Origin of the sequence: Cupriavidus sp. BIC8F (genome assembly GCF_032465815.1) — a bacterium.
GTDB lineage: Bacteria > Pseudomonadota > Gammaproteobacteria > Burkholderiales > Burkholderiaceae > Cupriavidus > Cupriavidus necator.
Genome location: NZ_CP136097.1, coordinates 197,890 through 224,349, shown reverse-complemented (window position 1 = coordinate 224,349; position 26,460 = coordinate 197,890). Strand labels below are relative to the sequence as shown.

The 26,460-nt window shown below is 62.4% G+C and carries 22 protein-coding genes and 5 pseudogenes; 20 read left to right on the top strand and 7 right to left on the bottom strand.

Going from position 1 to position 26,460, the window contains the following annotated elements:
- Positions 1 to 38 precede the first annotated feature (38 nt).
- From RS901_RS37575 to RS901_RS37560, 4 genes and pseudogenes are all read left to right on the top strand, one after another.
- Positions 39 to 1,163 carry an alkene reductase gene (locus tag RS901_RS37575; protein WP_316157679.1) on the top strand — a complete coding sequence of 375 codons (1,125 nt, stop codon included), beginning with the start codon at positions 39 to 41 and terminating at the stop codon, positions 1,161 to 1,163.
- Between the two features lie 109 nt (positions 1,164 to 1,272).
- Entirely contained in the window at positions 1,273 to 2,250 is a 978-nt protein-coding gene (locus RS901_RS37570; RefSeq protein WP_316157678.1) for an LLM class oxidoreductase, read from the top strand.
- A gap of 347 nt (positions 2,251 to 2,597) precedes the next feature.
- On the top strand, positions 2,598 to 2,903 hold the full coding sequence (locus RS901_RS37565; RefSeq protein WP_316157677.1) for a helix-turn-helix transcriptional regulator: 306 nt from the start codon (positions 2,598 to 2,600) through the stop codon (positions 2,901 to 2,903).
- An 802-nt stretch (positions 2,904 to 3,705) separates the two neighbouring features.
- A pseudogene (locus RS901_RS37560) lies at positions 3,706 to 3,978 on the top strand (IS4 family transposase); the annotation flags it as partial.
- A gap of 27 nt (positions 3,979 to 4,005) precedes the next feature.
- Here RS901_RS37560 and RS901_RS37555 read toward each other — a convergent pair.
- Positions 4,006 to 5,234, bottom strand: a protein-coding gene (locus RS901_RS37555; protein ID WP_316157676.1) for an ISAzo13 family transposase whose coding sequence is annotated in 2 segments (ribosomal slippage) — positions 4,006 to 4,964 and positions 4,964 to 5,234 — 1,230 coding nt in all. Because the reading frame shifts where the segments join, the coding sequence is not laid out codon by codon here.
- 438 nt (positions 5,235 to 5,672) lie between these two features.
- On the opposite strand from RS901_RS37555, the gene RS901_RS37550 reads away from it, so the two are divergent.
- On the top strand, positions 5,673 to 6,512 hold the full coding sequence (locus RS901_RS37550; RefSeq protein WP_316157675.1) for a helix-turn-helix transcriptional regulator: 840 nt from the start codon (positions 5,673 to 5,675) through the stop codon (positions 6,510 to 6,512).
- Positions 6,513 to 6,621: 109 nt separating this feature from the next.
- On the opposite strand, the gene RS901_RS37545 is transcribed toward RS901_RS37550, so the two are convergent.
- From RS901_RS37545 to RS901_RS37535, 3 genes are all read right to left on the bottom strand, one after another.
- Positions 6,622 to 6,897 carry a hypothetical protein gene (locus tag RS901_RS37545; RefSeq protein WP_316157674.1) on the bottom strand — a complete coding sequence of 92 codons (276 nt, stop codon included), beginning with the start codon at positions 6,895 to 6,897 and terminating at the stop codon, positions 6,622 to 6,624.
- An 18-nt stretch (positions 6,898 to 6,915) separates the two neighbouring features.
- Positions 6,916 to 8,967: an ATP-binding protein gene (locus RS901_RS37540; protein ID WP_316157673.1), complete on the bottom strand. Its 2,052-nt coding sequence runs from the start codon at positions 8,965 to 8,967 to the stop codon at positions 6,916 to 6,918.
- Positions 8,968 to 9,191: 224 nt separating this feature from the next.
- On the bottom strand, positions 9,192 to 9,782 hold the full coding sequence (locus RS901_RS37535) for a response regulator (protein ID WP_316157672.1): 591 nt from the start codon (positions 9,780 to 9,782) through the stop codon (positions 9,192 to 9,194).
- A gap of 414 nt (positions 9,783 to 10,196) precedes the next feature.
- Between RS901_RS37535 and RS901_RS37530 the strand changes: the two genes are divergently transcribed.
- Both RS901_RS37530 and RS901_RS37525 read left to right on the top strand, forming a co-directional pair.
- Positions 10,197 to 11,447: a PAS domain-containing sensor histidine kinase gene (locus RS901_RS37530; RefSeq protein ID WP_316157671.1), complete on the top strand. Its 1,251-nt coding sequence runs from the start codon at positions 10,197 to 10,199 to the stop codon at positions 11,445 to 11,447.
- An 83-nt stretch (positions 11,448 to 11,530) separates the two neighbouring features.
- Complete coding sequence (locus tag RS901_RS37525; protein WP_316157670.1) at positions 11,531 to 12,367, top strand: EAL domain-containing protein; 837 nt, start codon at positions 11,531 to 11,533, stop codon at positions 12,365 to 12,367.
- 166 nt (positions 12,368 to 12,533) lie between these two features.
- On the opposite strand, the pseudogene RS901_RS37520 reads toward RS901_RS37525, so the two are convergent.
- Positions 12,534 to 13,196: pseudogene (locus RS901_RS37520) on the bottom strand (transposase); the annotation flags it as partial.
- A 55-nt stretch (positions 13,197 to 13,251) separates the two neighbouring features.
- Here RS901_RS37520 and RS901_RS37515 point away from each other — a divergent pair.
- Entirely contained in the window at positions 13,252 to 14,481 is a 1,230-nt protein-coding gene (locus RS901_RS37515; protein ID WP_316149395.1) for an ISAzo13 family transposase, read from the top strand.
- A 26-nt stretch (positions 14,482 to 14,507) separates the two neighbouring features.
- Here RS901_RS37515 and RS901_RS37510 read toward each other — a convergent pair.
- Positions 14,508 to 15,203 (bottom strand): annotated as a pseudogene (locus tag RS901_RS37510) (transposase); the annotation flags it as partial.
- A 183-nt stretch (positions 15,204 to 15,386) separates the two neighbouring features.
- Here RS901_RS37510 and RS901_RS37505 point away from each other — a divergent pair.
- From RS901_RS37505 to RS901_RS37465, 9 genes and pseudogenes are all read left to right on the top strand, one after another.
- The gene (locus tag RS901_RS37505) at positions 15,387 to 15,953 is read left to right on the top strand and encodes a phosphate-starvation-inducible PsiE family protein (RefSeq protein WP_316157669.1); all 567 of its coding nucleotides are present in this window, start codon (positions 15,387 to 15,389) and stop codon (positions 15,951 to 15,953) included.
- A 167-nt stretch (positions 15,954 to 16,120) separates the two neighbouring features.
- Positions 16,121 to 16,496 (top strand): annotated as a pseudogene (locus RS901_RS37500) (transposase); the annotation flags it as partial.
- 120 nt (positions 16,497 to 16,616) lie between these two features.
- Complete coding sequence (locus RS901_RS37495; RefSeq protein WP_316157668.1) at positions 16,617 to 17,396, top strand: ABC transporter ATP-binding protein; 780 nt, start codon at positions 16,617 to 16,619, stop codon at positions 17,394 to 17,396.
- Between the two features lie 2 nt (positions 17,397 to 17,398).
- Entirely contained in the window at positions 17,399 to 18,103 is a 705-nt protein-coding gene (locus tag RS901_RS37490) for an ABC transporter ATP-binding protein (protein ID WP_316157667.1), read from the top strand.
- A 21-nt stretch (positions 18,104 to 18,124) separates the two neighbouring features.
- Positions 18,125 to 19,012: a branched-chain amino acid ABC transporter permease gene (locus tag RS901_RS37485; RefSeq protein WP_316157666.1), complete on the top strand. Its 888-nt coding sequence runs from the start codon at positions 18,125 to 18,127 to the stop codon at positions 19,010 to 19,012.
- A gap of 13 nt (positions 19,013 to 19,025) precedes the next feature.
- Complete coding sequence (locus RS901_RS37480) at positions 19,026 to 20,054, top strand: branched-chain amino acid ABC transporter permease (protein ID WP_316157665.1); 1,029 nt, start codon at positions 19,026 to 19,028, stop codon at positions 20,052 to 20,054.
- 56 nt (positions 20,055 to 20,110) lie between these two features.
- Positions 20,111 to 21,331 carry an ABC transporter substrate-binding protein gene (locus RS901_RS37475; RefSeq protein ID WP_316157664.1) on the top strand — a complete coding sequence of 407 codons (1,221 nt, stop codon included), beginning with the start codon at positions 20,111 to 20,113 and terminating at the stop codon, positions 21,329 to 21,331.
- The gene (locus RS901_RS37470) at positions 21,328 to 21,510 is read left to right on the top strand and encodes a hypothetical protein (protein WP_316157663.1); all 183 of its coding nucleotides are present in this window, start codon (positions 21,328 to 21,330) and stop codon (positions 21,508 to 21,510) included. Before RS901_RS37475 ends, RS901_RS37470 begins: the two co-directional genes overlap by 4 nt.
- A 21-nt stretch (positions 21,511 to 21,531) precedes the next feature.
- Positions 21,532 to 22,164: pseudogene (locus tag RS901_RS37465) on the top strand (aldehyde dehydrogenase (NADP(+))); the annotation flags it as partial.
- 57 nt (positions 22,165 to 22,221) lie between these two features.
- On the opposite strand, the gene RS901_RS37460 reads toward RS901_RS37465, so the two are convergent.
- Positions 22,222 to 23,100 (bottom strand): LysR family transcriptional regulator, encoded by an 879-nt coding sequence (locus RS901_RS37460; protein ID WP_316157661.1) that lies wholly within the window; start codon positions 23,098 to 23,100, stop codon positions 22,222 to 22,224.
- A 162-nt stretch (positions 23,101 to 23,262) separates the two neighbouring features.
- On the opposite strand from RS901_RS37460, the gene RS901_RS37455 reads away from it, so the two are divergent.
- Genes RS901_RS37455 through RS901_RS37445 form a run of 3 tightly spaced genes read left to right on the top strand, consistent with a single transcriptional unit; the run spans position 23,263 to position 26,457 of the window.
- Complete coding sequence (locus RS901_RS37455) at positions 23,263 to 24,384, top strand: glycosyl hydrolase (protein ID WP_316157660.1); 1,122 nt, start codon at positions 23,263 to 23,265, stop codon at positions 24,382 to 24,384.
- A 26-nt stretch (positions 24,385 to 24,410) separates the two neighbouring features.
- Positions 24,411 to 24,851, top strand: coding sequence for a MaoC family dehydratase (locus tag RS901_RS37450; RefSeq protein WP_022538176.1), 441 nt, complete (start codon positions 24,411 to 24,413; stop codon positions 24,849 to 24,851).
- Positions 24,852 to 24,888: 37 nt separating this feature from the next.
- On the top strand, positions 24,889 to 26,457 hold the full coding sequence (locus RS901_RS37445) for an acyl CoA:acetate/3-ketoacid CoA transferase (RefSeq protein WP_316157659.1): 1,569 nt from the start codon (positions 24,889 to 24,891) through the stop codon (positions 26,455 to 26,457).
- The last annotated feature ends 3 nt before the right edge of the window (positions 26,458 to 26,460 follow it).

Sequence of the window (26,460 nt, the reverse complement as noted above, 5' to 3'; positions counted from 1 at the left end):
GTTGATATCTAGAAATCGCAATATATAGGAGTGACAAAATGAAAGATTCGACATTGTTTACCAAGACCGAGTTGGGGCCATACACCCTGAAGAATCGCATTGTTCTTCCGCCGCTGACTCGTTCGCGCAGTTCGCAGCCAGGCAATATTCCGAACGAACTGATGGCGACTTACTATCGTCAGCGTGCCGGCGCCGGCTTCATGGTCACCGAAGGCACCCAGATCGAGCCGCGCGGCCAAGGTTATGCATGGACGCCGGGTATCCACAGCGCCGAGCAGATTGAAGGGTGGCGAAAGGTGACCGATGCGGTGCATGAAGAGGGTGGCATCATCTTCGCACAGCTTTGGCACGTCGGCCGGGTTTCCCATACCTCGCTCCAACCGGGTGGTGGCGCGCCGGTCGCCCCGTCGGCAATTCCCGCCCAGCAGGTCAGCGTGTTCATCGAAACCGGCCCTGGCACCGGAACGTTGGCACCGCCTTCTTCGCCCCGTGCTCTGACCACCGCGGAGGTCAAGGAACTGGTCCAGCTCTACGCGCAAGCCGCGCGCAATGCTCTGGAGGCTGGTTTCGACGGTGTGGAGCTCCACTGCGCCAATGGGTATCTGGTCAATCAGTTCATCTCCGCGCATAGCAACAAGCGCGAAGACGAATACGGCGGTTCGCTGCACAATCGGCTGCGCTTCCTACGCGAGATCGTCGAGGCCGTTGCCGATGTAGTTGGCAAGGACCGTCTTGGCGTGCGGTTCGCACCGCTGTTTGCCAGCACCGACGAAGCCCGTGTCTACCTCGGTCTCGTTGAAGAGGATCCCCATACTACATACATCGAGGCTATCAAGGTCTTGGAGAACGCCGGCATTGCCTATCTGTCGCTCGCCGAGGCTGACTGGGACAACGCTCCCGATTTGCCCCAGGACTTTAGACACGAAGTTCGGCAGACGTTCAGCGGGCGCATCTTCTACGCCGGCCGTTACACCGCGGAGCGTGGCGTTCGGCTGTTAGACGCGGGCCTCGCCGATCTCATCGCTTTTGGCCGTCCGTTCATTGCGAACCCGGACCTCCCCGAGCGTATCGCAAACAACTGGCCGCTGAATCCCGTCGACCCCAGCACCATGTACGGCGGTACCGAGAAGGGCTACATCACCTATCCCGCCTATCAAAAGTAGGCGATCAAGGCCTTGCCCTGATTACAGGGCAAGGCCCGTATGGGGGCTGATATGCCACGAGCCTGCCTACGGCTGTGGCAGGACGACTGTTCACAGAGGGGAAACGAAGATGTACCAACCCAGTACTATTTCTTACCAGCAGCATGAAGGATTTCAGCGCACATTCTCGGCTGGTCGTCTTAGCTTGGGCTTGTTCTTTCCAATCGAAGCCTTTGATGGAGATAGGCCGACTATGCTTCATCAGGTTACGCTCGCCAAGCGAGCTGAAGAGCTCGGCTTTTCCGCGCTTTGGTTCCGTGACGTTCCGCTGAGAGATCCCGCCTTTGGCGATGTGGGCCAGGTCTTCGATCCGTGGGCCTATATGGGATTTATCGCCGCCAACACATCAAAGATTGCGCTTGGCACGGCTTCGATTGCTCTGCCGTTGCGTCATCCATTGCATACGGCCAAAGCTGCGGCGAGCGTCGATCAGCTAAGTAATGGTCGGCTGCTCTTGGGGGTCGCCTCGGGAGATCGACCAACCGAATTTCCCGCGTTTAACATTGATCCTGAAACGCGCGGCGAAAGTTTTCGTGAAAGCTTGGAAGTCATACGGAAGGTTCAACGCACAAGTTTCGAGCCGGTGATTTGGGAAGGTGGGGAACTAGTTGGCGCCGATCTAATTCCAAAGCCCACGACGAAGGAGATTCCATTTTTCGTGACCGGTCATAGCCGCCAGTCTCTGGATTGGATTGCCCGACATAGCTGCGGATGGATCACCTACCCGCGGGCCCCTCAGTTCCAGCGGTTAATCGTAGAGAATTGGCGGCGGGAAGTTTTGGAGCAATGCGGAAATGTGTATAAGCCTTTCCTGCAGTCGCTCTACATTGACCTGGATGCCTCCCCCTCTCTGCCGCCAACGGCAATTCATCTAGGGTTCAAGCTTGGAAGGCAGTATCTATTTGAGTTGCTGGAGGCTCTGCAGGAAATCGGTGTTGATCACGTTATTATAAATTTGAAATATGGCCGCCGTCCGGCAGATAAAGTTCTTGAGGAGATTGGCTCTTACATAATGCCTAGTTTCAGAAATGACAATGCTGCGCGCTAGTTTGTTGTGTGGTTGAAGGAAGATTAAGCATAGCTGGGCGGAAAGTTGATACTTTCTTTTCAACGCTCGGATTATCTGATCTGGTCAGCGTCGAGCGCAGCCGGGCCGAGGGCTCCAAGTCCAGCCGAAGGAGCCCCACCATCGAAGCCGTCTGCGGGCAGTCTTCTTGGGTCCAGACTGCAGGTTCGCTCGGCCGGGACGGTCCGCTAGGCGTCGAGCGATTAGTTAGCAACGGCCGTTCGGATCGCCCGTGGCCATCATTGAGCGGCTTCGAGCGAATGCCTGTTAAAATGTAGTCAGGAAGGGGTAGTGCGTATCCCATAACTTTTTTAGCTAAAGTGCATTTTATGAGCGTCGATGTCAGCGAGGCACTGAAGGCTCTGGATAATCCAACCCGTTTGGCAATCCTGGCGTGGTTGAAGGACCCGGGGAAGAATTTTCCGGAACAAGATGTCGATGCCGACGAATTCGGAGTTTGCGTGAGTATTATTCAGGAGCGCGTGGGCCTGTCCCAGTCGACGGTGTCCTTGTACCTTGCCACCTTGCAGCGTGCTCAGTTAGTCACTTCTCGGCGAATTGGCCCTTGGACCTACTATAAGCGTGATGATAAGAACATTGCTGCTTTCTTGCAAAAGCTGCACGCGCTGATTTGAGTCTGTTTTGGGTCCGCTTCTTCCATCCCTCGCTTTCTTGCGCCGAGGAATTTCGGCCGGCAGCAACTTCCCCAGTTGCGGTCGCCTTCGGGTTCGCCTAGTTGCTAGGCATATAGGGCGGCGAACGCATAGATCGCCTAGCGTGAGGTCGGAACTGTAAGTCGAGAAGGCACGTGCGTTCGCCTTCGGGCCGCGCGGCCTGAGGTTGCAACCCCCATCATCCCCAACAGTATTGTTTTTGTGGGGGCCTTCAGCTGTCCGACATTTTAAATGCTGAGCAACTTGCGAAAACCAAAGTAAGCCGTTGAGCGGCGAGGTCGTGGGTTGCAGTTTTTAGTTAGTGAGCTGGTGATTAGTCGTGTCGAACCGTGCTTTCGAAATCTCCTCTGGTTCGTACACGACTGACTGTCCTCAACGCCACCTTTGGGACGTGGAATTCAAGCATAGCTCGGCAACCTGCAACACATTGGTCCTGAGACAACCGAACCAGCCCTTTGGAGCCATTTCCTTATACGGAAGTCATGAGTGCGACACGTGCTGCTTGCCCGCGGCGTGTTGGCAGTGAAGTTGTAGCGGGTGGCAAAGCTCGTTGTTGTCTTGTCACGCACGGCAGCTACGTGTCGTGACCTGCTGTACGACCAGCAGTTGATGTTGCCCCCAGAAAGTGGAGTTCTTAGCCCCACCCCTTTCAAGGTGACGAAAATTAGGGCACCCTCCGTGTTCTCGAACAGAAACCGGAGTCAATGGCGTGGTACTGGACGCAGTAGTGGAACGCTTTCTCGAACTCAGCCCGATTAGCGTGATGGCGCGCCTGGGGTTGCAACGCGCCCTTGATCCGGCCTGGATCGACGAATTGTTCGAGCAAGAGCGTGAAACGCAGTACACGCGGGAGTTATTGTTCTCGACGACGGTGGAAATCATGTCACTGGTCGCCGTGGGGCTGCGCCCGTCGGTGCATGCGGCGGCCAAGGCCAGTCCGGCGTTGCCGGTTTCCATCACCGCGCTGTACGACAAGCTCAGCCGGACCGAGCCGGGGCTGGTTCGTGCCCTGGTGCAAGGCAGTGCGCAGCGGTTAGGATCCTAGCAAAAATAACTTGAACAATTACGTCTTGCGACGAGATGTTCGAGGTTTGATGCGGTAGTTCCACTCGCCATGAAATTCGTCGCGCTCAATGGCCACGGCAGCGAGTTCGGCGTCGCTGACCTTGATACCTGCGTCGTACATGTTCTCGTCCAGTTCCGCACGCACTTTCAGCCCTTCAGCGGTACTCACGCTGCCGATGAGGTTCACTACCACCTGACGCGTCAACAGCGGTCGGCCGCGCCAGTTGTTCGTGATATGGCAGAACAGGCGATGCTCGATCTTGTTCCACTTGCTCGTACCCGGCGGAAAGTGGCACACCTGCACAGCGAAACCGAGTTCGTCGGCCAGTCGCTGCAACTGCACCCGCCACAGCCGCACACGATACCCGTTGCTGCCACCGCAGTCGGCGGTGACCAGCAGTCGCCTGGCTTTCGGATACAACGGACGGCCCATCTCCAGCCACCAGCGACGGATGCTTTGAACCGCGAACTCGGCGGTGTCGTGGTTGATGCCCACGCTGACCCAGCCCTCGTTGGCCGTCACATCATAGACGCCATACGGGGCAACCTTGCCCAGTTCATCGTCGATGAAATCGTGCACACGCGCCTGCTCGGGTTGGCCCTTGGGCTGCCATTCGCGGCCAGCGTTCTTGAAATCGCCGATCAGCTCCTTCTTTTTCGTGTCCACCGAGATGACCGGCTGACGCTGGCGCTGATACTGCGCCACCTTGTCGGCGATGTAGTGGAACTGCGCGTCGCGGTCGGGGTGCTGCGCGCCTTCGCGTGTCTTGCGCACCGATTGCAAGCTGTAGCCCGTCTGCGTCAGCAGATCGCAGATCGTGCGCTGACTCACGCGATGCCCCAGCCGGTTGAGCTCTTCGGCCAGACGGGTGGTGCTCTTGCACGTCCATCGTAGTGCTGACATCGGGTCACCCCGGCTGGTCGGCTCCACCAGTGCATCCAGGTGCTCCAACACCTCGCATCGAGCTCAGTTAGCCTCTTGCGCCCGCCTCCCGGGGCACGAATGCGCTTGGCCGTCATGTCCCGCGTCGCTCCACCGGCCGCTTCGAGTTCGGCCAGTCCCGCATAGATCGTGGTGCGCGAGATGCCTATCGCTTTGGCCACCAGACTCACGCCCCCACGCCCCAGGCTGCGCGCTTCGGCGGCGGCCCATAGGCGCAACGTCGCCTCATCAAGGCGCGCCTGCAGGGCCCGAAACTTCGCTTCGACTGCCTCGCTGATATCCATGTGCGCATCGTATAGACGCGAGGACAACTGTTCAAGTTATTTTTGCTAGTGTCCTAACCCACGTAAGCGTGGATCGCCTGAGAGCCATGCAGACTCCAATTGGCTGGATCTATATACGACGTCGCTTACTGTATTGCTATCCCTGTTTGATCCTGAATCGCGCCGATGTGTGTTCGCCATTCTGGAAACTTGAGTGGCTGGATCCGACCTTTTCAATGTGCGTGCAACATCCCGGCAAGCTCGAAACGACCTGGCACTGGAACCTCTCTACGCTTCGCAATTTTAATCAGCTGCTTCGAAGAGCGTACGCAATGCCCCACCGGGCCATTGTTTCGCATTGAAAAGACAGTCGCATGAATGCTGAGCGGAAATAAGCAACAGTCGCATGAACGTTGAGCGCGGGACGCATTAACCTCGATCTTCAACACCCGCCTCCAGGTGCTTGGCAACCTGCCGCACGATGCCGTGGCGTACCTGAGCGAGATGGAAACGCAGTTTCGTATCCGCGGCATCGAGCGCGGCGTGGCGCATCTCGTATCCGAGCGCCAGCGGATCGTGCTCAGGGGCGGGGACTGGCGCTACGCGCAGTCCTTGCAGGCCACGCTTGATGACCTGGCACCGGGTGGTTCGGGCAATGGCAATGGGGTTCGCCCGGCCGAGATCGTGGCAGTTGCCGCGATCTCGCGTGCCAGGCTGGCGTTGGCCATGAACGAGCCGCAGGGCGCGCTGCTGGCCCTGGAAGGCGCCTGCGCCACGGCCACCGCATTCGGCAGGGAAGGGCTGATCGTCACTTCCGATCTGCTCCAGGCCCTTGCGCTCGAAGCGCTGGGACGGCGCGGCGAAGCCCTGGCGTGCATGGAGTCGGCTTTTGCCACGGCCTACCGGCTCGGGCTGGTACGCACGCTGCTGGACGAAGGCGAGGGCGTTCGCGCGCTGCTGGGCTGTCTGGCCCGGCGTAAGGACAACGCGCAGGACGCCTATCTTGCCCGCTTGCAGGGGATGCCCCTTGCCGCGCCCACGGCCAATCGTGATCGCGTTGCCGTGGCGGCGCCCGCGCAGGGATCGGTGGCACTGTCAGGGCTGACCCGGCGCGAGAAGGAGATACTCGGCTTGCTCGAGCAGTCGATGTCGAACAAGCGGATCGCGCTGGCGCTGAATATCAGCGAACTGACGGTCAAGTGGAATCTCAGGCAGATATTTGCCAAGCTCGGCGTTTCCCGCCGCTACGACGCCATCCTCGCTGCGCGCAGGCAGGGGCAGCAGACGGGCGCTGGCTGAGCTGTCGCTGGCTTGCTCCCCGCTCTCCTTGCTTGCGGGAGGGGCGGGGAGAGGGCGGGCGCTCATGACTTCGCCGCCCCGCGCACTCCCCCGCGCGAGCCTCTCCCCCTTAAAAGATATGCCGCAAGCCAACCGTCACGCCGATCATGCTCTTCTGCCCGGTCATCTGCGGATAGTTGAACGCAAAGGCAGTCGCTGAGCTATCGAAGCTCAGGCCGCCGTTGCGCGCGTAACCAGCTGACAGGTACACGTGCGTGCGCTTGGAGAAGTTGTAGTCGGCGATAAAGCTGTATTGCTGCATGTTGGCGGGATTGGTCTGGGCCGCGCCGACGGCAGCGCGGGCCGACTTCACGTCGGCGTAGTAGTAGGCAAGCGAGAGCCCCACCGCAGGCAGGCTGGCAGGTTATTCCACCGCCGGAAGGTGCAGCGTAACGGTCGTGCCCTTGCCTACTTCGCTCTCAAGAGAAGTATGGCCGCGATGCAGCAGCACAATCTCACGCACGAGGGCAAGGCCCAGACCATCGCCGGCCGACCCGTGCTGCAGCTTGCCTCGGAAAAACTTGTCGAACACCAGCCTGAATTCGTCAACTTTGATCCCCATGCCTCGATCGGTCACTTTCAGCATGGCGTTGCCGCTTTCGTCCGACGCTCTAGCGACCGAGACGTTGACCTCTCTCCCAAGCCCGTACTTCACGGCATTCTCCAGCAAATGGCGTATCACGCTGGCGAGGGAGGCGGAGTCACCCATCACACAGACTGGCTCTCGCGCGGACTCCAGCGTCACCCGGCTATCGTCCGCGGACCCTGCCTCAACAACGTCTCGCACGAGCCTTGCGAGATCCACCCGATGAAACGTCATCTCGGATGCTCCTAGTGTTTCCAGGCGCGTCAGTTGAAGATGATTCGAAACGAACTGGCTGATACGCTGGGCTTGCGAACGAATCGTGCGATAGATGCCAAGGCGTTTTTCCGGGGGGATCAGGTCGGCGGCGAGGAGGTCGGCATATCCGACGACGTTTGCGATGGGTATCTTGATTTCAGCTTCTGCGGTAGCAATGAAATGCGATTTGGCCCGTTCCTCGCGCCGCATTGCGCTTACGTCCCAGACAGACACCACACAGCCAGCGCCGTCGCTGGTATGCACAACTCGGATGGCGTAGCTGGATGAATCCGCTATATCGAACTCGATAACGCCGCTGAATTCGTCTGAGACTGCGGTCCGGTCGATCTTCGCAAGCAGTTCGGACGGGGTGGCTGAGTCCCGCGTGGGACGTTGGCCTCGATACAGAAGGTCAACGAACCGTTGTGGCGTGGCGCCGCGCAAGTCCCCGGGCGAAACGCCCAGGGTGTCGCACAGCCCGCCGTTGGCGTCTTCCACCTGGCGATCCTTATTGAAAATGGCAACGCCGTCCGGCACGGCAAAGAACAGCGCATGCAGGTGCTGGTTCCTTTCCCGTAGCCGGCGGCTGACCACTGCCTCGCGATCCGCCAGCTTCGCCATCCTCATGATTGACTTTGCCTGGCGCATCTGGACGAGGATGATCAGTGCGGATACGAAGCTTGCGATGCAAGCGACGAGGAGCAGCCTGCCGCGGTACATTGATAGTGCTTCATGGAGGTTGTAGCCGACCACGACCGCTACGTTTCCTCTCGAGAGCCGATGTACGCCATAAATGCGCTCGACGCCGTCCAGCGGGCTCTTCTCCACCACTTCGGCGTGGGCCGCGGCAGCTACGGCTCGCCGGGCCGCGGAGCTCGCCGGCAACGGCTGCCCAGGGTCGGAAGCCGCCCCGCTCCAACGCACCCGGTAGATGAAGTCATTGGTACCCAGCAGACCGATTGCCCCCCGGCTGCCCAAATAGATGATGCTTTTGTAGATGTTCGTCAGGGAGAGTGGGTCAAGCGACACCACTACGACCCCCAGGAAACGGCCGGTCGGTGCCACGATTCCCTTGGAAAGCAGGACTACCCAGCGACCTGAACTGCGCCCCCGCAGCGGCTTGCTGACAAACAATGTTGGCCTGGGATTGTCGGCGTGTACGCGGAAATGCTCGCTATCGCCTAGGTCAAGCGCTTCGAAGGTCGGATTAGTCGATGCCCTGAGGACGCCACTTTCGTCCAGAATCGCGGTTTGAAGGAAGGGTTCGGCACCGAGATGACCGTTGCGGGTCCATTCGGCAAGCGGCAAGTCCGGCCCCCGTTCGATGACGGCGCCGCCTAGCAGGGAGGCCAGTTGGTCCGCCTCCATCAATGTGCGCTCGACGTGCTGGCCGAGGGTATAGGCAAGCCGGTCGGCATCGACCTGGATCCTGCGTAATTCGCTGCCTCTGTCCCATCCGGCCCAGAGCGCGAACCCCAGCCAGACCGACAATACGAGCAAGAATGCTGAAACGCCCGGGGTGATGGTGCGCGCGGTGCCTTCCGCCGCTACCGGCCTATATATCTCCAGACCCATGAATCCTAGCCACCCAAAAAAAGTAGGTACAGACAGCCGCTAGGTGCCGTCGACGGCGAGGGGTGCAACTGCCGGAGCACTATGAAGGCCGGTGCGTGGTTGCGTCTCTCACCAATACGTGCAAATATGATACCAACATACTTGAATATGTGCAAAAACGATATACAATGCACGCACGGATCTCGCGGGGTGCATCGCATCCCGCGATCTATGCATAGGCAGGCTTAGGCTGGGTTGGCGTCGCGCTGGTTTGTCACCAGCGATTGCAGCATTGATAGGGGAATGGGCTTGGAGAACGCATGGATGCGCTTGGGAAGGCCGCCAAGATCGGCGATCGCGTGCTTGTCAAGCGACGTCACGACCACAACTTGCGACGTGGCACCTTCCGGCCGGGCGTCGAGTGTCCGGCACAGGCGAAAGCCGTCCATGCCCGGCATGACGAGGTCGAGGATGATCAGATCGGGATTTGACCTGCCAATCTGGAGTAGCGCATCGTAGCCATTTGTGGCTTGGAGAATCTCAATGGGGGGCGTCAGGTTCGCTAGGGCGGCGGAATATATCTCCAGCAGGTGTTCGTCGTCCTCCACCAAAAGGACGCGAAATGCTCTTTTGTGGTGATCGGTGCTACGCCCGCTCGACTGATCCCGTTGGTCCGCCACGAGGCGGTCCACCACCTCGGCCGGTATGCGTCGATGACCCCCGTCGGTTTTCCATGCCGGGAGGCGCCCGTTCGCAACCCAGAGTTGGATCGTGCGTAGCGAAACGCCAAGCTTTTCAGCGGTGGACTTGGTGGAATAGTAGCGCGGATCGGTCATCGGGCTCGTGTCATGTGACGCAACCGTGGTGCGAAGAGTTGCGCTTGAATCCCATTATTCTATAGGAAGGTGAGAAAACACAACTTATTGGCAGGAATAAACGCAAATATGATACTCCTTCGACAACTTGGGGGTCGGTGCCAGGTTTTCTTCGGTGCACCGTACGTGGATAGCCGCCGACTCGCACCGTAAAGGCAACACTGTGTGGGAAGAGAACCTGGCAGATGAAGTGCTGTTGATGTGTGTGCCGCAGCAGCATACCTGCGTATCGCTCGGCGGTCGCGCCGCCTTGCTTCTTCGGTGCCTATGAACTTGCACTTTTACCGATCGGCTGCGACAGCAGCGGCAGGTTCCAGGAGCCAGCGGTCTTGGTCGGCGATCGCTCTACTCACTTGCCTCTGGGGCGCAGTGGCGTTGTGGCGCATTCTTGCAACCGTAGGTGACGGTGTTCGCGAATCCCTTTCCAATACCAGCCAGCGCTCGTTGACGATCATCGTGCTTTTCGGACTGGTTTCCTCCCTGCTGATCGTGCGCTTGCACCTTATACAGGCTCGGACGATGCGCGAACTCGTGGCTCTGGCCGAGCGTGAGGCGGTGATCAGCAACGGACTGAGGAGAAAGAAGGAACGGCTGCGCACGTTATTCCAGGCGATGCCCGACGGCGTCGCCGCACTTCGGCACGACCGGGTCATTGATGAAGCCAACGATGCTTTGTGTGAGATGCTGGGCGTATCGCTGAGCCAACTGCGCGGCGCCACGCATCGCGAATTCGTCCAGTTGCTCTATCGCGGGCGGCAGCCTTCGCGGCATGGCTGCAGCGCCGCCGAACTGCTCGCTGAGCTGGACCGCCCCGGCGCCGCGACCGAATTTGCAGCGCTGGTCGAGTTCGACGTGCCCGACTCGCCAACCTACGAGGTTCGCCTGGTTCATGCCGCCAACGGAAATGGCACGGTGCTTGTGCTAAGAGACATGACCGATCGCATCCGGCACGAACGGATGAAATCCCATTTCGTGTCGACGGTTGCGCACGAACTCAAGTCACCCATGGCCAGCGTTGCCGGCTACGCCGAGTTGCTGGCGGAAAACATGGTCCCGCAGGACAAGCGGCCACGCATCTACCAGGCGCTGCGCAGCCGCGCGGCGCAGATCAACGGAATACTGTCCGACCTGCTTGACCTGGCACGTATCGAAGCGCGTAGCACGGGACAAGCCGAGATGCAGAAAGTCGACATGAACTCGCTCGCCCGTAGTGTGGTCGCCAACGCGTTCTCGGAAGAGCGGCGGATCCGGATAGTGGCAGCGCGTGAGCCGGTCATTGCAAGGGGCGATCGGCAGCAGCTTGAACGCGCCATCCGCAATCTGATCGACAACGCCCTCAAGTATTCAGAACCGCAAAGCGCAGTCGAAGTCGCGATCGCCGCGGCTGATGCCGGCGACAAGGTCTCGATTTGCGTCCTTGACAAGGGTATCGGCATGACGCAGGAAGAAGCACACATGGCATTCAACTGTTTCTACCGGGCCGGCCGGCCTGGCGGACCGAGTGGCACGGGTCTTGGGCTGACCATCGTGCGGCAGATCGTACTGCAGCACTGCGGCGAGATTGTGCTGGATACCGAGTCCGGGCGCGGTACGTCAGTCACCCTTCATCTACCAGCGGCAGCGTGAGCAGCGGGCGCGGCGAAGCATCGGTCTTGGCAAGGATGCTAAGGCGCACCTTAGCTGGCGGGTTCCGAGGCCATGGGGCACGGTTGCTGCAGGCACTGCGCAAGTTTTCTGCGACGGATGTGCGCCGGGGCCTGCGAAATGGCGAGTTCATTCCGTACTATCAGCCGGTGATCGACCTTGAATTGGGGGCGTGCCTCGGCGTCGAAGTGCTGACCCGCTGGCAGCATCCGCGTCGCGGCCTGCTCGAGCCGGGCGCCTTCATCTCCGTTATCGAACAACGGCGGATGGCGGTGGCGCTGACGCGAACTCTAATCCCGCAAGTTGTGCGTGACCTGTCGCAACTGGCGCTCCCGCCGACATTCCACGTGGCGTTCAACGTCACCGGCGAGCACTTCGCCGATCGTGCGTTCTGGGCCGACGACTCGCCTGTGTTCGATCTGCTAAGCGCCAACGTGACACCCGTACTCGAGATTACCGAACGCAATGCGATTGTGCTGAGCGAGCCCCAGCGTAGCGAAGTCAAGCGTGCAAAGGCGCGGGGGCTGAAGCTGGCAATCGACGACTTCGGCACGGGATACTGCAGCCTCGCGTATTTCCAGACGTTCGATCTCGATGTCATCAAGCTTGACCAGAGCTACGTCCAGGCCGGGCCTGGCGATAGAGTGAGTACCAAGGTCATTGACGTGATGGTCGAGTTCGCGCGGGCGTTGGACCTGACGGTAATAGCCGAGGGCGTGGAAACCGAGGACCAGCGGGCTAGGCTTATTGCCCGGGGAGTACGCCTTGCGCAGGGCTATCTCTTCGGCCGGCCGATGGCGCTTTCGTCCTTGCGCCGCTGGATAGGCGAGCGTGTGCACGGCGTGCCGGTATCAAAAGCCGGATATGGAACTTTAAATGACTTTGGGGATTCCGCACCCTAGGAGTCCGTCGGACTTGAGCCCGAGCGAATCCGATGGATCGGTGCGACGCGTTGTTTGAGACAGCGTCGCGCTAATCGAGCGCTCTCAGCGGTCGGCGAGTCTCCGCGAGGGCGTATCGGGCCGCCTGAGGACTCGTTTTCGGCGTGACCGGGGCACACTTTTCCCCTCACGCGGTGCGCAGCACGTGCATGCGCTTGATGTTCCAGGCCATGGTCACAAGACTCCATTCGCCTTGCGCCTTGTCCAGCCCGCGCATGCTCATCTGGCGCCAACCCATTACCCGTTTGATGATGCCGAACACCGGCTCCACCGTCTGCTTGCGCAAGCTGTAGAGGGCGCGCCCGGCTTGTGTGCCCAGACGGTGCGCCATCTGCACAACCGGGTCCGTGGTCTGGGGCTGCGGCACATCGGGGGCAAAGCGCTCCAGCACAGGGGCATGATGCGGCTCCCTCCTTAGCGCCAGCAGCGGCTCGACCCCTGCGTCGCGGCAGGCGATCACGTTGGCCTGACTGAAGAAGCCGTTGTCCGTGATCAGCGTGTGCACCTCGCCCAGCACCGCAGGCAACGCCGCGATCTTCTCCAGCGTGGGCACGACTTCGCGCTTGTCGTTGCACGCCTGGCTCACGTGCTGGGTGACCACCATCATCGTCTCTGTGTCTACCCCGGCTTGCGCGTTGTAGCTTTGTTCGAAGCCACCCCCTGAGACGGGCATGATGCGTGACTCCTCATCCGTGAGGTTCACCTGATCCGCATCCTTGGGACCCGCCTCTGGTGGCTCGGGATCCTTGCCGCGCGGCTTCTTGCCAGCGTCCCGCTGAGACTTGCGCTTAGGACCCTAGCAAAAATAACTTGAACAGTTGTCCTCGCGTCTATACGATGCGCACATGGATATCAGCGAGGCAGTCGAAGCGAAGTTTCGGGCCCTGCAGGCGCGCCTTGATGAGGCGACGTTGCGCCTATGGGCCGCCGCCGAAGCGCGCAGCCTGGGGCGTGGGGGCGTGAGTCTGGTGGCCAAAGCGATAGGCATCTCGCGCACCACGATCTATGCGGGACTGGCCGAACTCGAAGCGGCCGGTGGAGCGACGCGGGACATGACGGCCAAGCGCATTCGTGCCCCGGGAGGCGGGCGCAAGAGGCTAACTGAGCTCGATGCGAGGTTGTTGGAGCACCTGGATGCACTGGTGGAGCCGACCAGCCGGGGTGACCCGATGTCAGCACTACGATGGACGTGCAAGAGCACCACCCGTCTGGCCGAAGAGCTCAACCGGCTGGGGCATCGCGTGAGTCAGCGCACGATCTGCGATCTGCTGACGCAGACGGGCTACAGCTTGCAATCGGTGCGCAAGACACGCGAAGGCGCGCAGCACCCCGACCGCGACGCGCAGTTCCACTACATCGCCGACAAGGTGGCGCAGTATCAGCGCCAGCGTCAGCCGGTCATCTCGGTGGACACGAAAAAGAAGGAGCTGATCGGCGATTTCAAGAACGCTGGCCGCGAATGGCAGCCCAAGGGCCAACCCGAGCAGGCGCGTGTGCACGATTTCATCGACGATGAACTGGGCAAGGTTGCCCCGTATGGCGTCTATGATGTGACGGCCAACGAGGGCTGGGTCAGCGTGGGCATCAACCACGACACCGCCGAGTTCGCGGTTCAAAGCATCCGTCGCTGGTGGCTGGAGATGGGCCGTCCGTTGTATCCGAAAGCCAGGCGACTGCTGGTCACCGCCGACTGCGGTGGCAGCAACGGGTATCGTGTGCGGCTGTGGCGGGTGCAGTTGCAGCGACTGGCCGACGAACTCGGTTTCGCTGTGCAGGTGTGCCACTTTCCGCCGGGTACGAGCAAGTGGAACAAGATCGAGCATCGCCTGTTCTGCCATATCACGAACAACTGGCGCGGCCGACCGCTGTTGACGCGTCAGGTGGTAGTGAACCTCATCGGCAGCGTGAGTACCGCTGAAGGGCTGAAAGTGCGTGCGGAACTGGACGAGAACATGTACGACGCAGGTATCAAGGTCAGCGACGCCGAACTCGCTGCCGTGGCCATTGAGCGCGACGAATTTCATGGCGAGTGGAACTACCGCATCAAACCTCGAACATCTCGTCGCAAGACGTAATTGTTCAAGTTATTTTTGCTAGGATCCTTAGCCGTCTTGGCCTCGTACTCCTGCTGTTCGAGTTGATGACGCTCGGCGGCGCGCTGCTCGATCTTTGCCTTGGCCAGCGCCAACGCGCTCAAGCGATCTTCGCGTCGCGCGATCTCCGCCGGCACGTCCATGCCATCCGGGATGGCTGCGCGGTCGCTGTTCTCGGCGAGCGCAAGCAGGGCCTGCACTTCCTGTCGTAACTGCGCCTCGATCTTTTGGGCATGACCCCACGATAGGGCGCGGTGCTTGCTTGCGTTCGCGTCGATCTTGGTGCCGTCCAGCGCAATGTGCCCGAGCTTGAGCAGTTTCATCTCGCGCGCCAGCACCAGCACCTGCACAAACAGCGCCTCCACCTCCTTCAGGAATCGACGCCGGAACGTCGCCAGCGTGTCGTGATCCGGGTGGGTGTTGGCTGCCACATAGCGGAAGGCCACCGAGTCGTAGGTCGCGCGTTCGAGCTTGCGGCTCGAGTGCACGCCGTTGGCATAGCCGTAGATCAGCAAGCCCAGCAACACGGCGGGATGGTGCGCCGCCGAACCCCGGCCCGCGTATTGGCGTGTCAGTTCGCTCAGATCGAGCTGCTCGATGACTTCGACTACGAAGCGCGCCAAATGATCATCGGGCAGCCATTCGTCCACCGAGGGCGGCAACAGGTACGCGGTATCTCGGTCTACGGGAACGAAGCGGCTCATCGGGTAGGTCTTTGGTTGTGCGCCAGCGATTATCTCGGACAACGTCATCGTGCGGAAGACTGCAAAGCCCGACAAACTCCTAGTATGTTAAGGAAGCCTTAAGCCCAGCCCGGAGAGGCTCATGCCCCCGGCTTCCCTCTCAATCCGCTCCGTCGATGTCTAACCTATCTGGAAGGGTGAACCATGAGGAATGAAAGTGGCGGCCTGCGCAAGGATCTCGATGCATATCGGCTGCAGTGGCGCGTTCTGAGCTTCTATGAGCGCTTCGAGCAGATCGTTGCCCACGTCCTGAGCGCAGTGGTTTCGGTGATCATTGTCGTATCGCTCTGGCAACTGATACGCGCGGTCGCCATGTTGCTTATGTCGGGCGCACTGAACCCGCTGGATCATGGGACGTTTCAATCGGTGTTCGGCATGGTCATGACACTGCTGATCGCAATGGAGTTCAAGCATTCAATCACCAGGGTTATGGTGCGGCGCGACCACATTGTCCAGGTCAAGACCGTCATCCTCATTGCCCTGTTGGCGATAGCGCGCAAATTCATCATTCTCGACCCGGCCACGCCGCCCGCGCATATCGCTGCTCTTGCGGCTGCATTGGTTGCGCTCGGCATCGTTTACTGGCTGATGCGCCAGCGCGACGACCCGGTTGATGCCGCGCTGGCTGAGCAAGGCAAACCTGCGCTTATGAAGGCGGCGCATCAACGAGGCATGGAACGGGACGGCAACGATCAGGATGCGAATGCCTGAGCGACTCGTGGCCTTCTCGAAAGCGGACACCCACGTCATGGTTCTGGTCAGCCTTCGCCAGCGATCCGCGAACGGCTTAACAGGCTGCTGAAATACCTGCGGCGGAAGTCATCGCGGAGTCCGGCTGAGGCGTTGAAATGAGAACCCCACACGACCCTGAACACTCGATGCGCGGCGCAGACACCTTCACCGAGAGCCTATTCACGATGCGACGGCTGGAAGATTTCGTTCCGCAGTCGCATCCACTTCGCGCGGTCCGCGCCATGGCCAATCAAGCGCTCACGAAGATGGGACCGGCTCTTCGCCGGCATGTACGAGGCGGACATCAAGGGCGGCAGACCCAGCATCGCGCCGGAGAAGCTGTTGCGGGCCATGTTGCTGGAGGTTCTCTACAGCATCCGTTCTGAACGTCAGCTCATGGAGCAGACGCAATACAACTTGCTGTTCCGCTGGTTTATCGGTCTGTCCATGGACGATGCTGTCTGGGTGCCGAAAGTGTTCACCAAGAACCGCGAACGACTGATTAAGCACGACGCGGTGATCTGTTGCGCGCCTCCGATATATATACCCAAAAAGTGTCAAGAACTAACCAATAATATATTGGACGTGATCTAGCTGCGGCCATATTCTCCAGCAGACCCAACAACGGGCGCGGAAATGACCATGGCAAACGATCTCATTCTTGAAACTGTCGGACTGAGGAAGGAGTTCAAGGGATTTGTCGCCGTAAACGACGTCAGTCTCAAGGTCAGGCGTGGGCACATCCACGCGCTGATTGGTCCGAACGGCGCAGGCAAGACCACCTGCTTCAACCTCCTTACCAAGTTCCTGGATCCCACGCGCGGCACCATCCGGTTCAACGGTGCCGAGATCACCGGCGAGAAGCCGGCGCAGGTCGCACGCCGGGGCGTGGTGCGCTCCTTCCAGATCTCGGCGGTGTTTCCGCACCTGACCGTGCTTGAGAACGTGCGTATCCCGCTGCAGCGCAGGCTCGGGATTTCCTTCCAGTTCTGGCGCTCGCCGAAAGTCCTCGCATCGCTCGATGACAGGGCCATGGCATTGCTCGCCGACGTCGGACTGGAGGACTTCGCCGACATGACGACCGCCGAGATGCCCTACGGCCGCAAGCGCGCGCTGGAAATCGCCACCACGCTGGCCCTCGACCCCGAGCTGATGCTGCTCGACGAGCCCACGCAGGGCATGGGCCACGAAGACGTCGACCGCGTTATGCAGCTCATCAAGAAGGTCTCGGCCAATCGCAGCATCCTGATGGTGGAGCACAACATGAAAGTGGTGTCCGGTATCTGCGACGCCATCACGGTGCTGGCGCGCGGCAGCATGCTGGCCGAGGGCACATACGCGGAAGTCTCCGCGAACCCGCAGGTCATCAAGGCCTATATGGGCAGCGCTGATGCCGCGCTCACTGCGCCGGGAGGGCACTGATCATGGCGACGGAATATCTGCGGGTCACTGACCTCCATGCCTTCTACGGCGAATCGCACATTCTGCACGGCATCGACTTGCTGGTGAACGAGGGAGAGTGCGTGACCCTGCTCGGCCGCAACGGGGCAGGCCGTACCACCACCCTGCGCGCCATCATGGGCCTGACGGGGCGGCGCGCCGGCTCGGTTATGATCGACGGCCGCGAGGCAATCGGCATGCCGGCCCATCGCATCGCGCGTCTCGGCGTCGGCTTTTGCCCGGAAGAGCGGGCGATTTATTCCAGCCTCTCGTGCGAGGAGAACCTCCTGCTGCCGCCGCAGTTGGGTGGCGGCGGGATGAGCCTCGATGAGATCTACGCGATGTTCCCCAACCTCTACGAGCGGCGGCATAGCCAGGGCACGCGGCTCTCGGGCGGCGAGCAACAGATGCTGGCGATGGCGCGCATCCTGCGCACCGGGGCGCGGTTGCTGCTGCTGGACGAAATCTCTGAGGGACTGGCGCCGGTGATCGTGCAGAAGCTCGCCCAGGTCATCCGCGACCTCAAGGCGAAGGGCTACACGATCGTGCTGGTGGAGCAGAACTTCCGGTTCGCCGCGCCGCTGGCCGACCGCATGTACGTGGTGGAGCACGGCCAAATCGCCGCGGAGATCCACCAGCACGAGATTCACGAGAAGCAGCACCTGCTCCAGGAACTCCTGGGTGTCTGAGACCGCTGCGGAGGAGACAACATGACAACGATTCTGGGAGTCCCGCTACAGGGGCTGTTGGGGCAACTCGTGCTCGGGCTGGTGAACGGCTCGTTCTACGCGATTCTCAGCCTCGGGCTTGCCGTGATCTTCGGCATGCTCAACATCATCAACTTTGCCCACGGCGCGCTGTTCATGGTGGGCGCATTCGTCGCCTGGGCGGGCCTGGAGTATCTCGGCATCAGCTACTGGTGGTCGCTGCTGGCGGCGCCGGCGTTGGTCGGGCTGGCGGGTATCGCCATCGAGCGCGGCCTGCTGCGGTGGCTGTACAAACTCGACCACCTGTACGGGCTGCTGCTCACCTTCGGGCTTGCGCTCATTATCGAAGGCCTGTTCCGCTTCCAATTCGGCGTCTCGGGGCAGCCCTATTCGATTCCCGACGAGGTGGCCGGCGCCTTCAACCTCGGCTTCATGATCCTGCCGAAATACCGCGCGTGGGTCATCGGCGCCTCGCTCACAGTGTGCCTGCTGACTTGGTTCACGATCGAGAAGACCCGCCTCGGCGCCTACCTGCGCGCCGCCACCGAGATCCCGAGCATTACCCAGGCCTTCGGCATCAACGTGCCGGTGATGGTGATGCTGACCTATGCCTTCGGCGTGGGCCTGGCCGGGCTGGCCGGCGTGCTGGCAGCGCCGACGGGGCAACTAAGTCCGCTGATGGGGTCGAACCTGATCATCGTCGTGTTCGCGGTGGTGGTGATCGGCGGCATGGGTTCCATCCTTGGCGCGATCGTCGCCGGGCTGGGGCTGGGCGTGGTCGAAGGACTGACCAAGGTGTTTTATCCGGAGGCGTCGGCCACGGTGGTCTTCGTGATCATGGTCATCGTGCTGATGGTTCGGCCGGCAGGCCTGTTTGGCAAGGAAAAGTGAGGCGAGTATGAAAATGAGAAATCTTGGCTACGGTGTCCTGCTGCTGGGCGCGCTGGGGGCCCCGGCGGTGCTCTATCCGGTGATGCTGATGAAGGTGCTGTGCTTCGCCCTGTTCGCCTGCGCCTTCAACCTGCTGCTCGGCTATACCGGCCTGCTGTCGTTCGGCCATGCGGCGTTCCTCGGCACGGCGGCCTATATATCGGGCTACGGCATGAAGACCTGGGGGCTGACCCCGGAACTCGGCCTGCTGCTCGGCACGGCCGTCTCGGCTGCCGCGGGCTTTGTCGTCGGGGCGCTCGCTATCCGCCGGCAGGGCATCTACTTCGCGATGATCACGCTGGCTTTGGCACAGATGTTCTACTTCCTGTTCCTGCAGGCGCCGTTCACCGGCGGCGAGGACGGCATGCAGGCCATTCCGCGAGGCAGGCTGTTCGGCCTGATCGACCTGGCGTCGGACCTGCGCATGTACTACTTCGTGCTGGCGATCTTCCTGTTCACCTTCTGGCTGATCCACCGCATCATCCATTCGCCCTTCGGCCAGATCTTGAAGGCGATCCGCGAGAACGAGGCGCGCACCACCTCGCTGGGCTACGACGTTGCGCGCTACAAGCTGCTGGCCTTCGTCCTCTCGGCGGGCCTGGCTGGCCTTGCCGGGGCCACCAAGAGCCTGGTCTTCCAGTTTGCCACGCTGACCGACGCGCACTGGCACACCTCCGGCGAAGTCGTGCTGATGACGCTGTTGGGCGGCCTTGGCACTGCCTTCGGCCCGGTGGTCGGCGCGGGCATCGTGGTCGCCATCCAGAACGCCTTGGCCGACAAGGTCGGTTCCATGATCACCGTGATCATGGGGAGCATCTTCGTCGTGTGCGTGCTGGCGTTCCGCTGCGGCATCGTCGGCGAGTTGAACGCGTTGTGCCAGAACATCGTCGGCAACCGCCGCGCCCGGCCCGCACCGTGCCTCGCTGCCGTGCCGGCACCAAGTCATGACGAAACGCCCGCCGGAGCAGGCGTGCATGGCGGGCGCGTGGAAGGAAAGGCGTGAAATCGAACGCTGGACGGAACAGCCCATATATATCCCCACAGTAGAGGAGACACAGGATGAACAATCGCATCAAGCTGTTTTCGCTCGCCGCGCTGCTGGCGGCCTCGACGGCGCAGGCCGAGATCACGGATGGCGTGGTCCGGATCGGCGTGCTCAACGACCAGACTGGCGTTTATGCCGGGCTGGCTGGTCCCGGCTCGGTCTGGGCCGCAAAGAAGGCGGTCCAGGACTTCGCGCCCGAGAAGCATGGCCTGAAGGTGGAGATCGTGGCCGCCGACCACCAGAACAAGCCGGACGTCGGGGCGAGCATCGCCCGCCGCTGGTTCGACGTGGACAAGGTGGACGCCATCGTTGACGTGCCGACCTCGTCGGTCATCCTGGCGGTCAACCAGGTGGTCAAGGAGAAGAACAAGGTGATGATCGTCACCGGCGGCGGCACCTCCGACCTCACCGGCAAGGCCTGCACGCCCAATGCGATCCACTGGGCCTACGACACGTGGGCGCTGGCGAATGGGACGGGCAAGGCGGTTGTCAAGTCGGGCGGCAAGAGTTGGTTCTTCGTGACTGCCGACTACGCCTTCGGCCACTCGCTCGAACGCGACACCGAGGCCGTTGTCGTCAAGAACGGTGGCAAGGTCCTCGGCAAGGTCCGGCATCCGTTCCCGGGCAACGATTTCTCCTCCTACCTGCTGCAGGCTCAGGCCTCGAAGGCGCAGGTAGTGGGCCTGGCCAACGCCGGGGGCGACACCATCGGCGCGGTCAAGCAGGCCGCCGAGTTCGGCGTGACCGCCGGCGGCCAGAAGCTGGCGGGCCTGCTCGTCTTCAGCAGCGACGTCCAGGCGCTCGGCCTCAAGGCCGCCCAAGGCCTGTTACTGAGCGAGACCTGGTACTGGGACATGACCGACGAGAACCGCAAGTTCGGCAAGGAATTCGCCGCCGCCAACAACGGCAAGTTTCCGACCATGGCGCAGGCGGGCACGTACTCGGCGGTGATCCACTACCTGAAGGCAGTGGCGGCGATGAAGGCGGACGGCGACGGCGCCGCCGTGGTCGCGAAGATGAAGGCGATGCCCACCGACGACAAGCTGTTCGGCAAGGGCAGCATCCGCGAAGACGGCCGGAAGATCCACCCGCTCTATCTGTTCGAGGTGAAGAAGCCGTCGGAATCGAAGTATGCGGGCGACTTCTACAAGCTCATCGCCACCATTCCCGCCAACGAGGCGTTCCGCCCGATGGAAGAGGGTGGCTGCCCGCTCATTGGGAAGAAGACGTCATGAAGATCACTGGACACATGCTGATCGGGCAGGACTGCGTCAGCGGCACCGCCGGCGCGTTCAGGGCCTTTTCTCCGGCGCTTGCCGCCGACATCGAACCCGCGTTCGGCGGCGCCGCCCCGACGACGTCGACCGGGCCTGCCGCCTCGCTGCCAGTGGCTTTGCGAGGTATCGCGAGTTGACGCCCGAGGCGCGCGCCAGCGGCCGAAGCCGGGCGGACTGTGCAAGGCAAGCCGGCGGGTACGATGCTGACCCCCGGCATCGGCCGCGCCTGCGCCGCCGGGGTGGCGCGACTGCAGGTGCATGAGGCAGTCCGAATCGTGGCCACCGGCGAGAGCGGCAGCGGCGCGTGCTCGGCGACGGCCCATCTGTTCGCCACCGACGCGGCCAGCTTTCTGGCGTTTCCGGAACTGAGTGAGGAGATCTTCGGACCCTGCTCGCTGATCGTCAGGTGCCGCTCGGCGGCGGACATGGCGGCGGTGCTCGACGGGCTGGAGGGGCAACTGACCGCCACGCTGCAGATGGCGCCGGCGGACGAGGCCCTCGCGGCCGAACTGCTGCCGCTGCTGGAAGATCGGGCGGGCCGTATCCTGGTGAACGGCTTCCCGAGCGGCGTGGAAGTGAGTCATGCCATGGTCCATGGCGGCCCGTTCCCTGCCACGTCCGATGCGCGCAGCACGTCGGTCGGCAGCGCCGCTATCGAGCGGTTCCTGCGCCCCGTTTGTTATCAGAACTTCCCATCCCGCCTGTTGCCGGCCGCCCTGGCCGACGGCAACCCGCTGGCGCTCGACCGCCACGTCGACGGCTGCCTATTGGCGGCATCCCGGCGCGACTGAACGTCCGCGCCATCCTTCTCCTCGCCCACGTTACGGCGGGCGAGGCCGGGGGAACCTTCACAGCATGCTTTTCGCCGTCTCGATGAACGCGGTCATCAGCGGCGTTGGGGTGCGCTGGCTATAGCCGAGCATGATCTCGACTGTCGGCTGCCGGCCTTCGATCGGCTTGTAGACCACGTGGTCGAACTTCACCTGCCGGACCGACGCCGGCACGAAGCCGATGCCCGCACCGGAGCTGACTAGGCCGACCAGGGTGTAGACCTGCCCCACTTCCGACGCGACCTTCGGCACGAAGCCCGCCGACGCGCACATGCGCATGTTCATGGCGTGGAAGTCCGGCGCCACCTCGGGCGTGTACATGATGAAGGGCTCCTGCGCGCAATCCTTCAGCGAGATGGACTCGGCGTTCGCGAACGGGTGCCTTGCCGGCACGGCCAGCACGAACGGCTCTTCGAGGATGGTTTCCCACGTCACGTCCTCGAGGTCGGGCACCGGCCGCATGAAGGAGATATCCGCGTCACCCCGGCGCAGCGCCTCCGCCTGTTTGACGACCGGAAACCAGCGCAGCAGGATTTCCACGGAGGGAAAACGCTCCCGGTAGGCGCGCAGGATGGGAGGCAGCAGCGTGTAGGACGTGTGCTCGAAGAAGCCGACCGTCAGCCGGCCAGTCTCGCCGCGATGCGCGCGTTGCGCCTGGATGACCGCACTCTCGGTAGCGCGCAGGATCTGCCGCGCCTGCTCCAGGAAAATGCGACCCGCCTCGGTCAGCTCCACGTGCCGGCGCGACCGGTTTAGCAGCGTCACATCCATCTCCTCTTCGAGCTGGCGGATCTGAAGGCTCAGCGGCGGCTGGGCGATGTGCAAGCGCTCGGCCGCCCGCGTGAAGTTGAGTTCCTCGGCGACGGCGATGAAGTACCGGAGATGGCGAAGGTCCATAGATATATCCTGTGAGTATAAAAGAGCGATTAATTATATATTGGACACCCATTTGCGCAATCCCTACGATTCCATGCATACCCGCTCCGCGCGCCAGCCTGCCAGTCCGCAAGGCTGGCACCGGAGACCGGACAAGCCAATGTATGCATGGAGACAAACCGTATGGATTCCAGACTGGTCGTTGACGCGCTCGGCCGCATCCTGCAGCGCATCGATGCGACGATCGCGCAGGACGAGGTGGGCTTTCCGCACTATGGCAACCCGGCCGACGGCACCTGGACACGCTCGCCGGCCGGCGACTGGACCGGGGGCTTCTGGGTCGGGATGCTGTGGCTGGCTGCCCTGCGCACCGGCGAGCAGAAGTACCGCGACAGCGCCCGCACGTGGTCCGCACGGCTAGCGCCGCGGGTGGCGTCGAAGTCAGTGTTCAAAGGATTCCTCTTCTGGTACGGCGCGCAACTCGGCGGCTCGCTGCTGGCCGATCCGCAGGCCGCGGGGCTCGCGCTCCACGGCACGCGTGGCCTGGCGGAGATGTACAGCGAAGCGGCCCGCCTGATCCCGCTCGGCACCGAGGCCGAGGAGGCCTCCAGCGTGGGGACGAGCGAGGCCAACATCGATGCGATTCCGGGCACCGTGGCGCTGCTGCTGCGGCACGACGCCGCCCTCGGCACGGGCGAGATCGGCCGCCAGCACCTGCGCCAGCACATCGCCCTGTGCGTGCGGGAGAATGGCTCGGTCTGCCAGTCCGCCACATTCAACGCCACCGACGGCTCGCTCGTGAAGCGCTACACGCACAAGGGCATCCATGACAGCAGCACCTGGGCCCGCGCCCAGGCGTGGGGCATGCTCGGCCTCGCGCAGGCGCTGTCGTGCGGCGAGCAGGCGTTCACGTCCGACGCGATCCGCGTGGCCGATTGGTGGGTCGCGCACCTGCCCGCCGACCGCGTGGCCTTCTGGGATTTCGACGATCCCGCCATCCCGCACACTAACCGCGACACCTCGGCCACCGCCATCGCCGCCGCCAGCCTGCTTAAACTGGCCGCGCTTATCCCGGAGCGCGCGGCGGTCTACCGCCAGGCCGCCGTCGACAGCATCGAGCAACTCGTGACCCGCTTCCTGACCCCGGTCGGCCCAGGCGATGTACGGCAGCCTGGCATCCTCACCGGCGGCTGCTTTAACAAGCGCAATGGCGTCGCCATGGATAACGAACTGGTCTGGGGCGACTACTTTCTCCTCGAATCCCTGCTCATCCTCGCGAGCAGGATCGATGCCACCCAGGTCTGAACCCAACCCACTTCCGGAGAACCCACATGTCCGACATCAAGATCCCGCACGAAGGCAACGTATCTACCCTTATTGGCACGCACACCAGCTACACCCGCACCCTCGGCGAGTACGACATCTATGCCTTCGCCGGCATCAGCGGTGACAACCACCCCAACCACATGGACGACGAGTACTGCAAGCGCATGGGCTTCGGCGGCCGCATCGCGCAGGGCGCCATGATGGTCGGTTTCATCGCCGGCGCCGTGACCAAGTATCTCGACATGATCCAGCGCCCGGCGGTCTCCTACGGCTACGACAACGTGCGCTTCACCAAGCCCGTGCGCATCGGCGACACCCTCACCGTCAACTACCGCATCGCCCGCGCCGACGACGAGAAGAAGCGCCTGTGGGCCGAGGCGACGCTACTCAACCAGCGGGGCGAGACAGTCTGCGTCGGCACCCACATCATCCATTTCCAGGCCTGAGCCCGGGCTGCGAGCGGCGAGAAAGGTGAGAGATCGCATGAGCAAGATCTGCACTGCGGCGCAGGCCGTTTTGGACATCCGGCCAGGCCAGAGCGTGGGCAGCGTCGGCGTGATCGGCTGGTTGACGCCGGACGCGTTGTTCCAGGCGCTGGCGCAACGCTTCCACGAGACAGGATCGCCCCGTGACCTGACGTTCTTCTTCCCGGTCAGTGTCGGCGACGGCATGGGCATCCGCGGCATGGATCACGTGGCCGTCGAAGGGCTGATGAAGCGGATCGTGTCGGGCAACTTTACCAATGCGGTGAATCCGGCCACCGGCAAGCGCCCGGAGTTCATGCGCCTGATCCGCGAGAACCGGGTGGAAGCCTACTGCTGGCCGATCGGCGCCACCATGCACTGGCTGCGCGAAGTCGCCCGGCGCAGCCCAGGCTACCTGACCCGCATCGGCCTCGGCTCCTACATCGACCCGCGCCAGCAGGGCGGCAAGTACACGGCGCGCGCCACCGACGACCTGGTGCGGATCCAGGAGCTGGACGGCAAGGAATACCTGTTCTATCCGAGCTGGCCGCTCGACGTGGCGTTCCTGCGCGCCACCAGCGCCGACGAGCACGGCAACCTGAGCTTCGAGGAGGAGCCGATCACGTCGTGCGCGCTGGCCATGGCGCTGGCGGTGAAGGCGTCAGGCGGCACCGTGATCGCACAGGTGCGCAAGCTGGTGCCGCGCCACGCCCGGCCGGCGCACGCGGTGCGGATTCCCGGCGCGCTGGTGGATCGCGTCGTCGTGGAACCCGACGCCATGATGACCACCGACGTCCGGTACGACGATGCCTATCTCGGCGGCCAGCTTTTCGATGGCCGCGCCTCGGACCGCCTGCCACCCGGCGCCGACAAGGTGATCGCCCGGCGGGCGGCCCGGGAGGTCAGGCCCGGCGAGGTCAGCATCTTTGGCTTCGGCGCTTCGTCCGACGTGCCCACGGTGATGATGGAAGACGGCCTGTTCGCCGACGGCGGCCTGCATCGCTACAGCTTTACCACCGAGCACGGCCCCTTCGGCGGCCTCGTGATGAGCGGCTGGCAATTCTCCGCCAACAAGTATCCGGAGGCCTTGATCGACGGCCCCTCGCAGTTCGACTTCATCGACGGCGGCAACTGCCCGACGGCGGCGCTGGCCTTTGCCCAGTTCGACCGGGCCGGAAACATCAACGTCAGCCGCTTCGGCGCGGCCAATCCGGGGCCGGGCGGCTTCATCGACATCGCCTACAACGCGCGCAAGCTGCTGTTCACCGGCACTTTCACCACCGGCGGCCTCGCCGCCGACGCCACCGACGGCTTCCTCTCGGTCGGGCGTGAGGGGACAGTGCGCAAGTTCGTCGAGCGCGTGGACGAGATCACCTATCCGCTCGGGCGCAACGTGGCCGAGCGCGGCCAGGAGGCCAAGGTCATCACCGAGCGCGCAGTCTTCTCGGTGGCGCCAGACGGACTGGTGCTGGAGGAGGTTGCGCCCGGCATCGACGTCAGGTCGCAGGTGCTGGACCTGATGGCCTTCCCGCCGGTGCGCGTGGCGGAGCCGCTTCCGTGCATGGACCCGACGCTGTTCCGCGCCTGACGC

Bases quoted from the DNA above. Each gene is read 5' to 3' on its own strand.
- RS901_RS37495 (WP_316157668.1), top strand. From the start codon at position 16,617: ATGGCAAACGATCTCATTCTTGAAACTGTCGGACTGAGGAAGGAGTTC.
- RS901_RS37445 (WP_316157659.1), top strand. From the start codon at position 24,889: ATGAGCAAGATCTGCACTGCGGCGCAGGCCGTTTTGGACATCCGGCCA.
- RS901_RS37490 (WP_316157667.1), top strand. From the start codon at position 17,399: ATGGCGACGGAATATCTGCGGGTCACTGACCTCCATGCCTTCTACGGC.
- RS901_RS37485 (WP_316157666.1), top strand. From the start codon at position 18,125: ATGACAACGATTCTGGGAGTCCCGCTACAGGGGCTGTTGGGGCAACTC.
- RS901_RS37455 (WP_316157660.1), top strand. From the start codon at position 23,263: ATGGATTCCAGACTGGTCGTTGACGCGCTCGGCCGCATCCTGCAGCGC.
- RS901_RS37515 (WP_316149395.1), top strand. From the start codon at position 13,252: ATGGATATCAGCGAGGCAGTCGAAGCGAAGTTTCGGGCCCTGCAGGCG.
- RS901_RS37535 (WP_316157672.1), bottom strand. From the start codon at position 9,782: ATGACCGATCCGCGCTACTATTCCACCAAGTCCACCGCTGAAAAGCTT.
- RS901_RS37475 (WP_316157664.1), top strand. From the start codon at position 20,111: ATGAACAATCGCATCAAGCTGTTTTCGCTCGCCGCGCTGCTGGCGGCC.
- RS901_RS37570 (WP_316157678.1), top strand. From the start codon at position 1,273: ATGTACCAACCCAGTACTATTTCTTACCAGCAGCATGAAGGATTTCAG.
- RS901_RS37470 (WP_316157663.1), top strand. From the start codon at position 21,328: ATGAAGATCACTGGACACATGCTGATCGGGCAGGACTGCGTCAGCGGC.
- RS901_RS37480 (WP_316157665.1), top strand. From the start codon at position 19,026: ATGAGAAATCTTGGCTACGGTGTCCTGCTGCTGGGCGCGCTGGGGGCC.
- RS901_RS37575 (WP_316157679.1), top strand. From the start codon at position 39: ATGAAAGATTCGACATTGTTTACCAAGACCGAGTTGGGGCCATACACC.
- RS901_RS37505 (WP_316157669.1), top strand. From the start codon at position 15,387: ATGAGGAATGAAAGTGGCGGCCTGCGCAAGGATCTCGATGCATATCGG.
- RS901_RS37460 (WP_316157661.1), bottom strand. From the start codon at position 23,100: ATGGACCTTCGCCATCTCCGGTACTTCATCGCCGTCGCCGAGGAACTC.
- RS901_RS37540 (WP_316157673.1), bottom strand. From the start codon at position 8,967: ATGGGTCTGGAGATATATAGGCCGGTAGCGGCGGAAGGCACCGCGCGC.
- RS901_RS37450 (WP_022538176.1), top strand. From the start codon at position 24,411: ATGTCCGACATCAAGATCCCGCACGAAGGCAACGTATCTACCCTTATT.
- RS901_RS37565 (WP_316157677.1), top strand. From the start codon at position 2,598: ATGAGCGTCGATGTCAGCGAGGCACTGAAGGCTCTGGATAATCCAACC.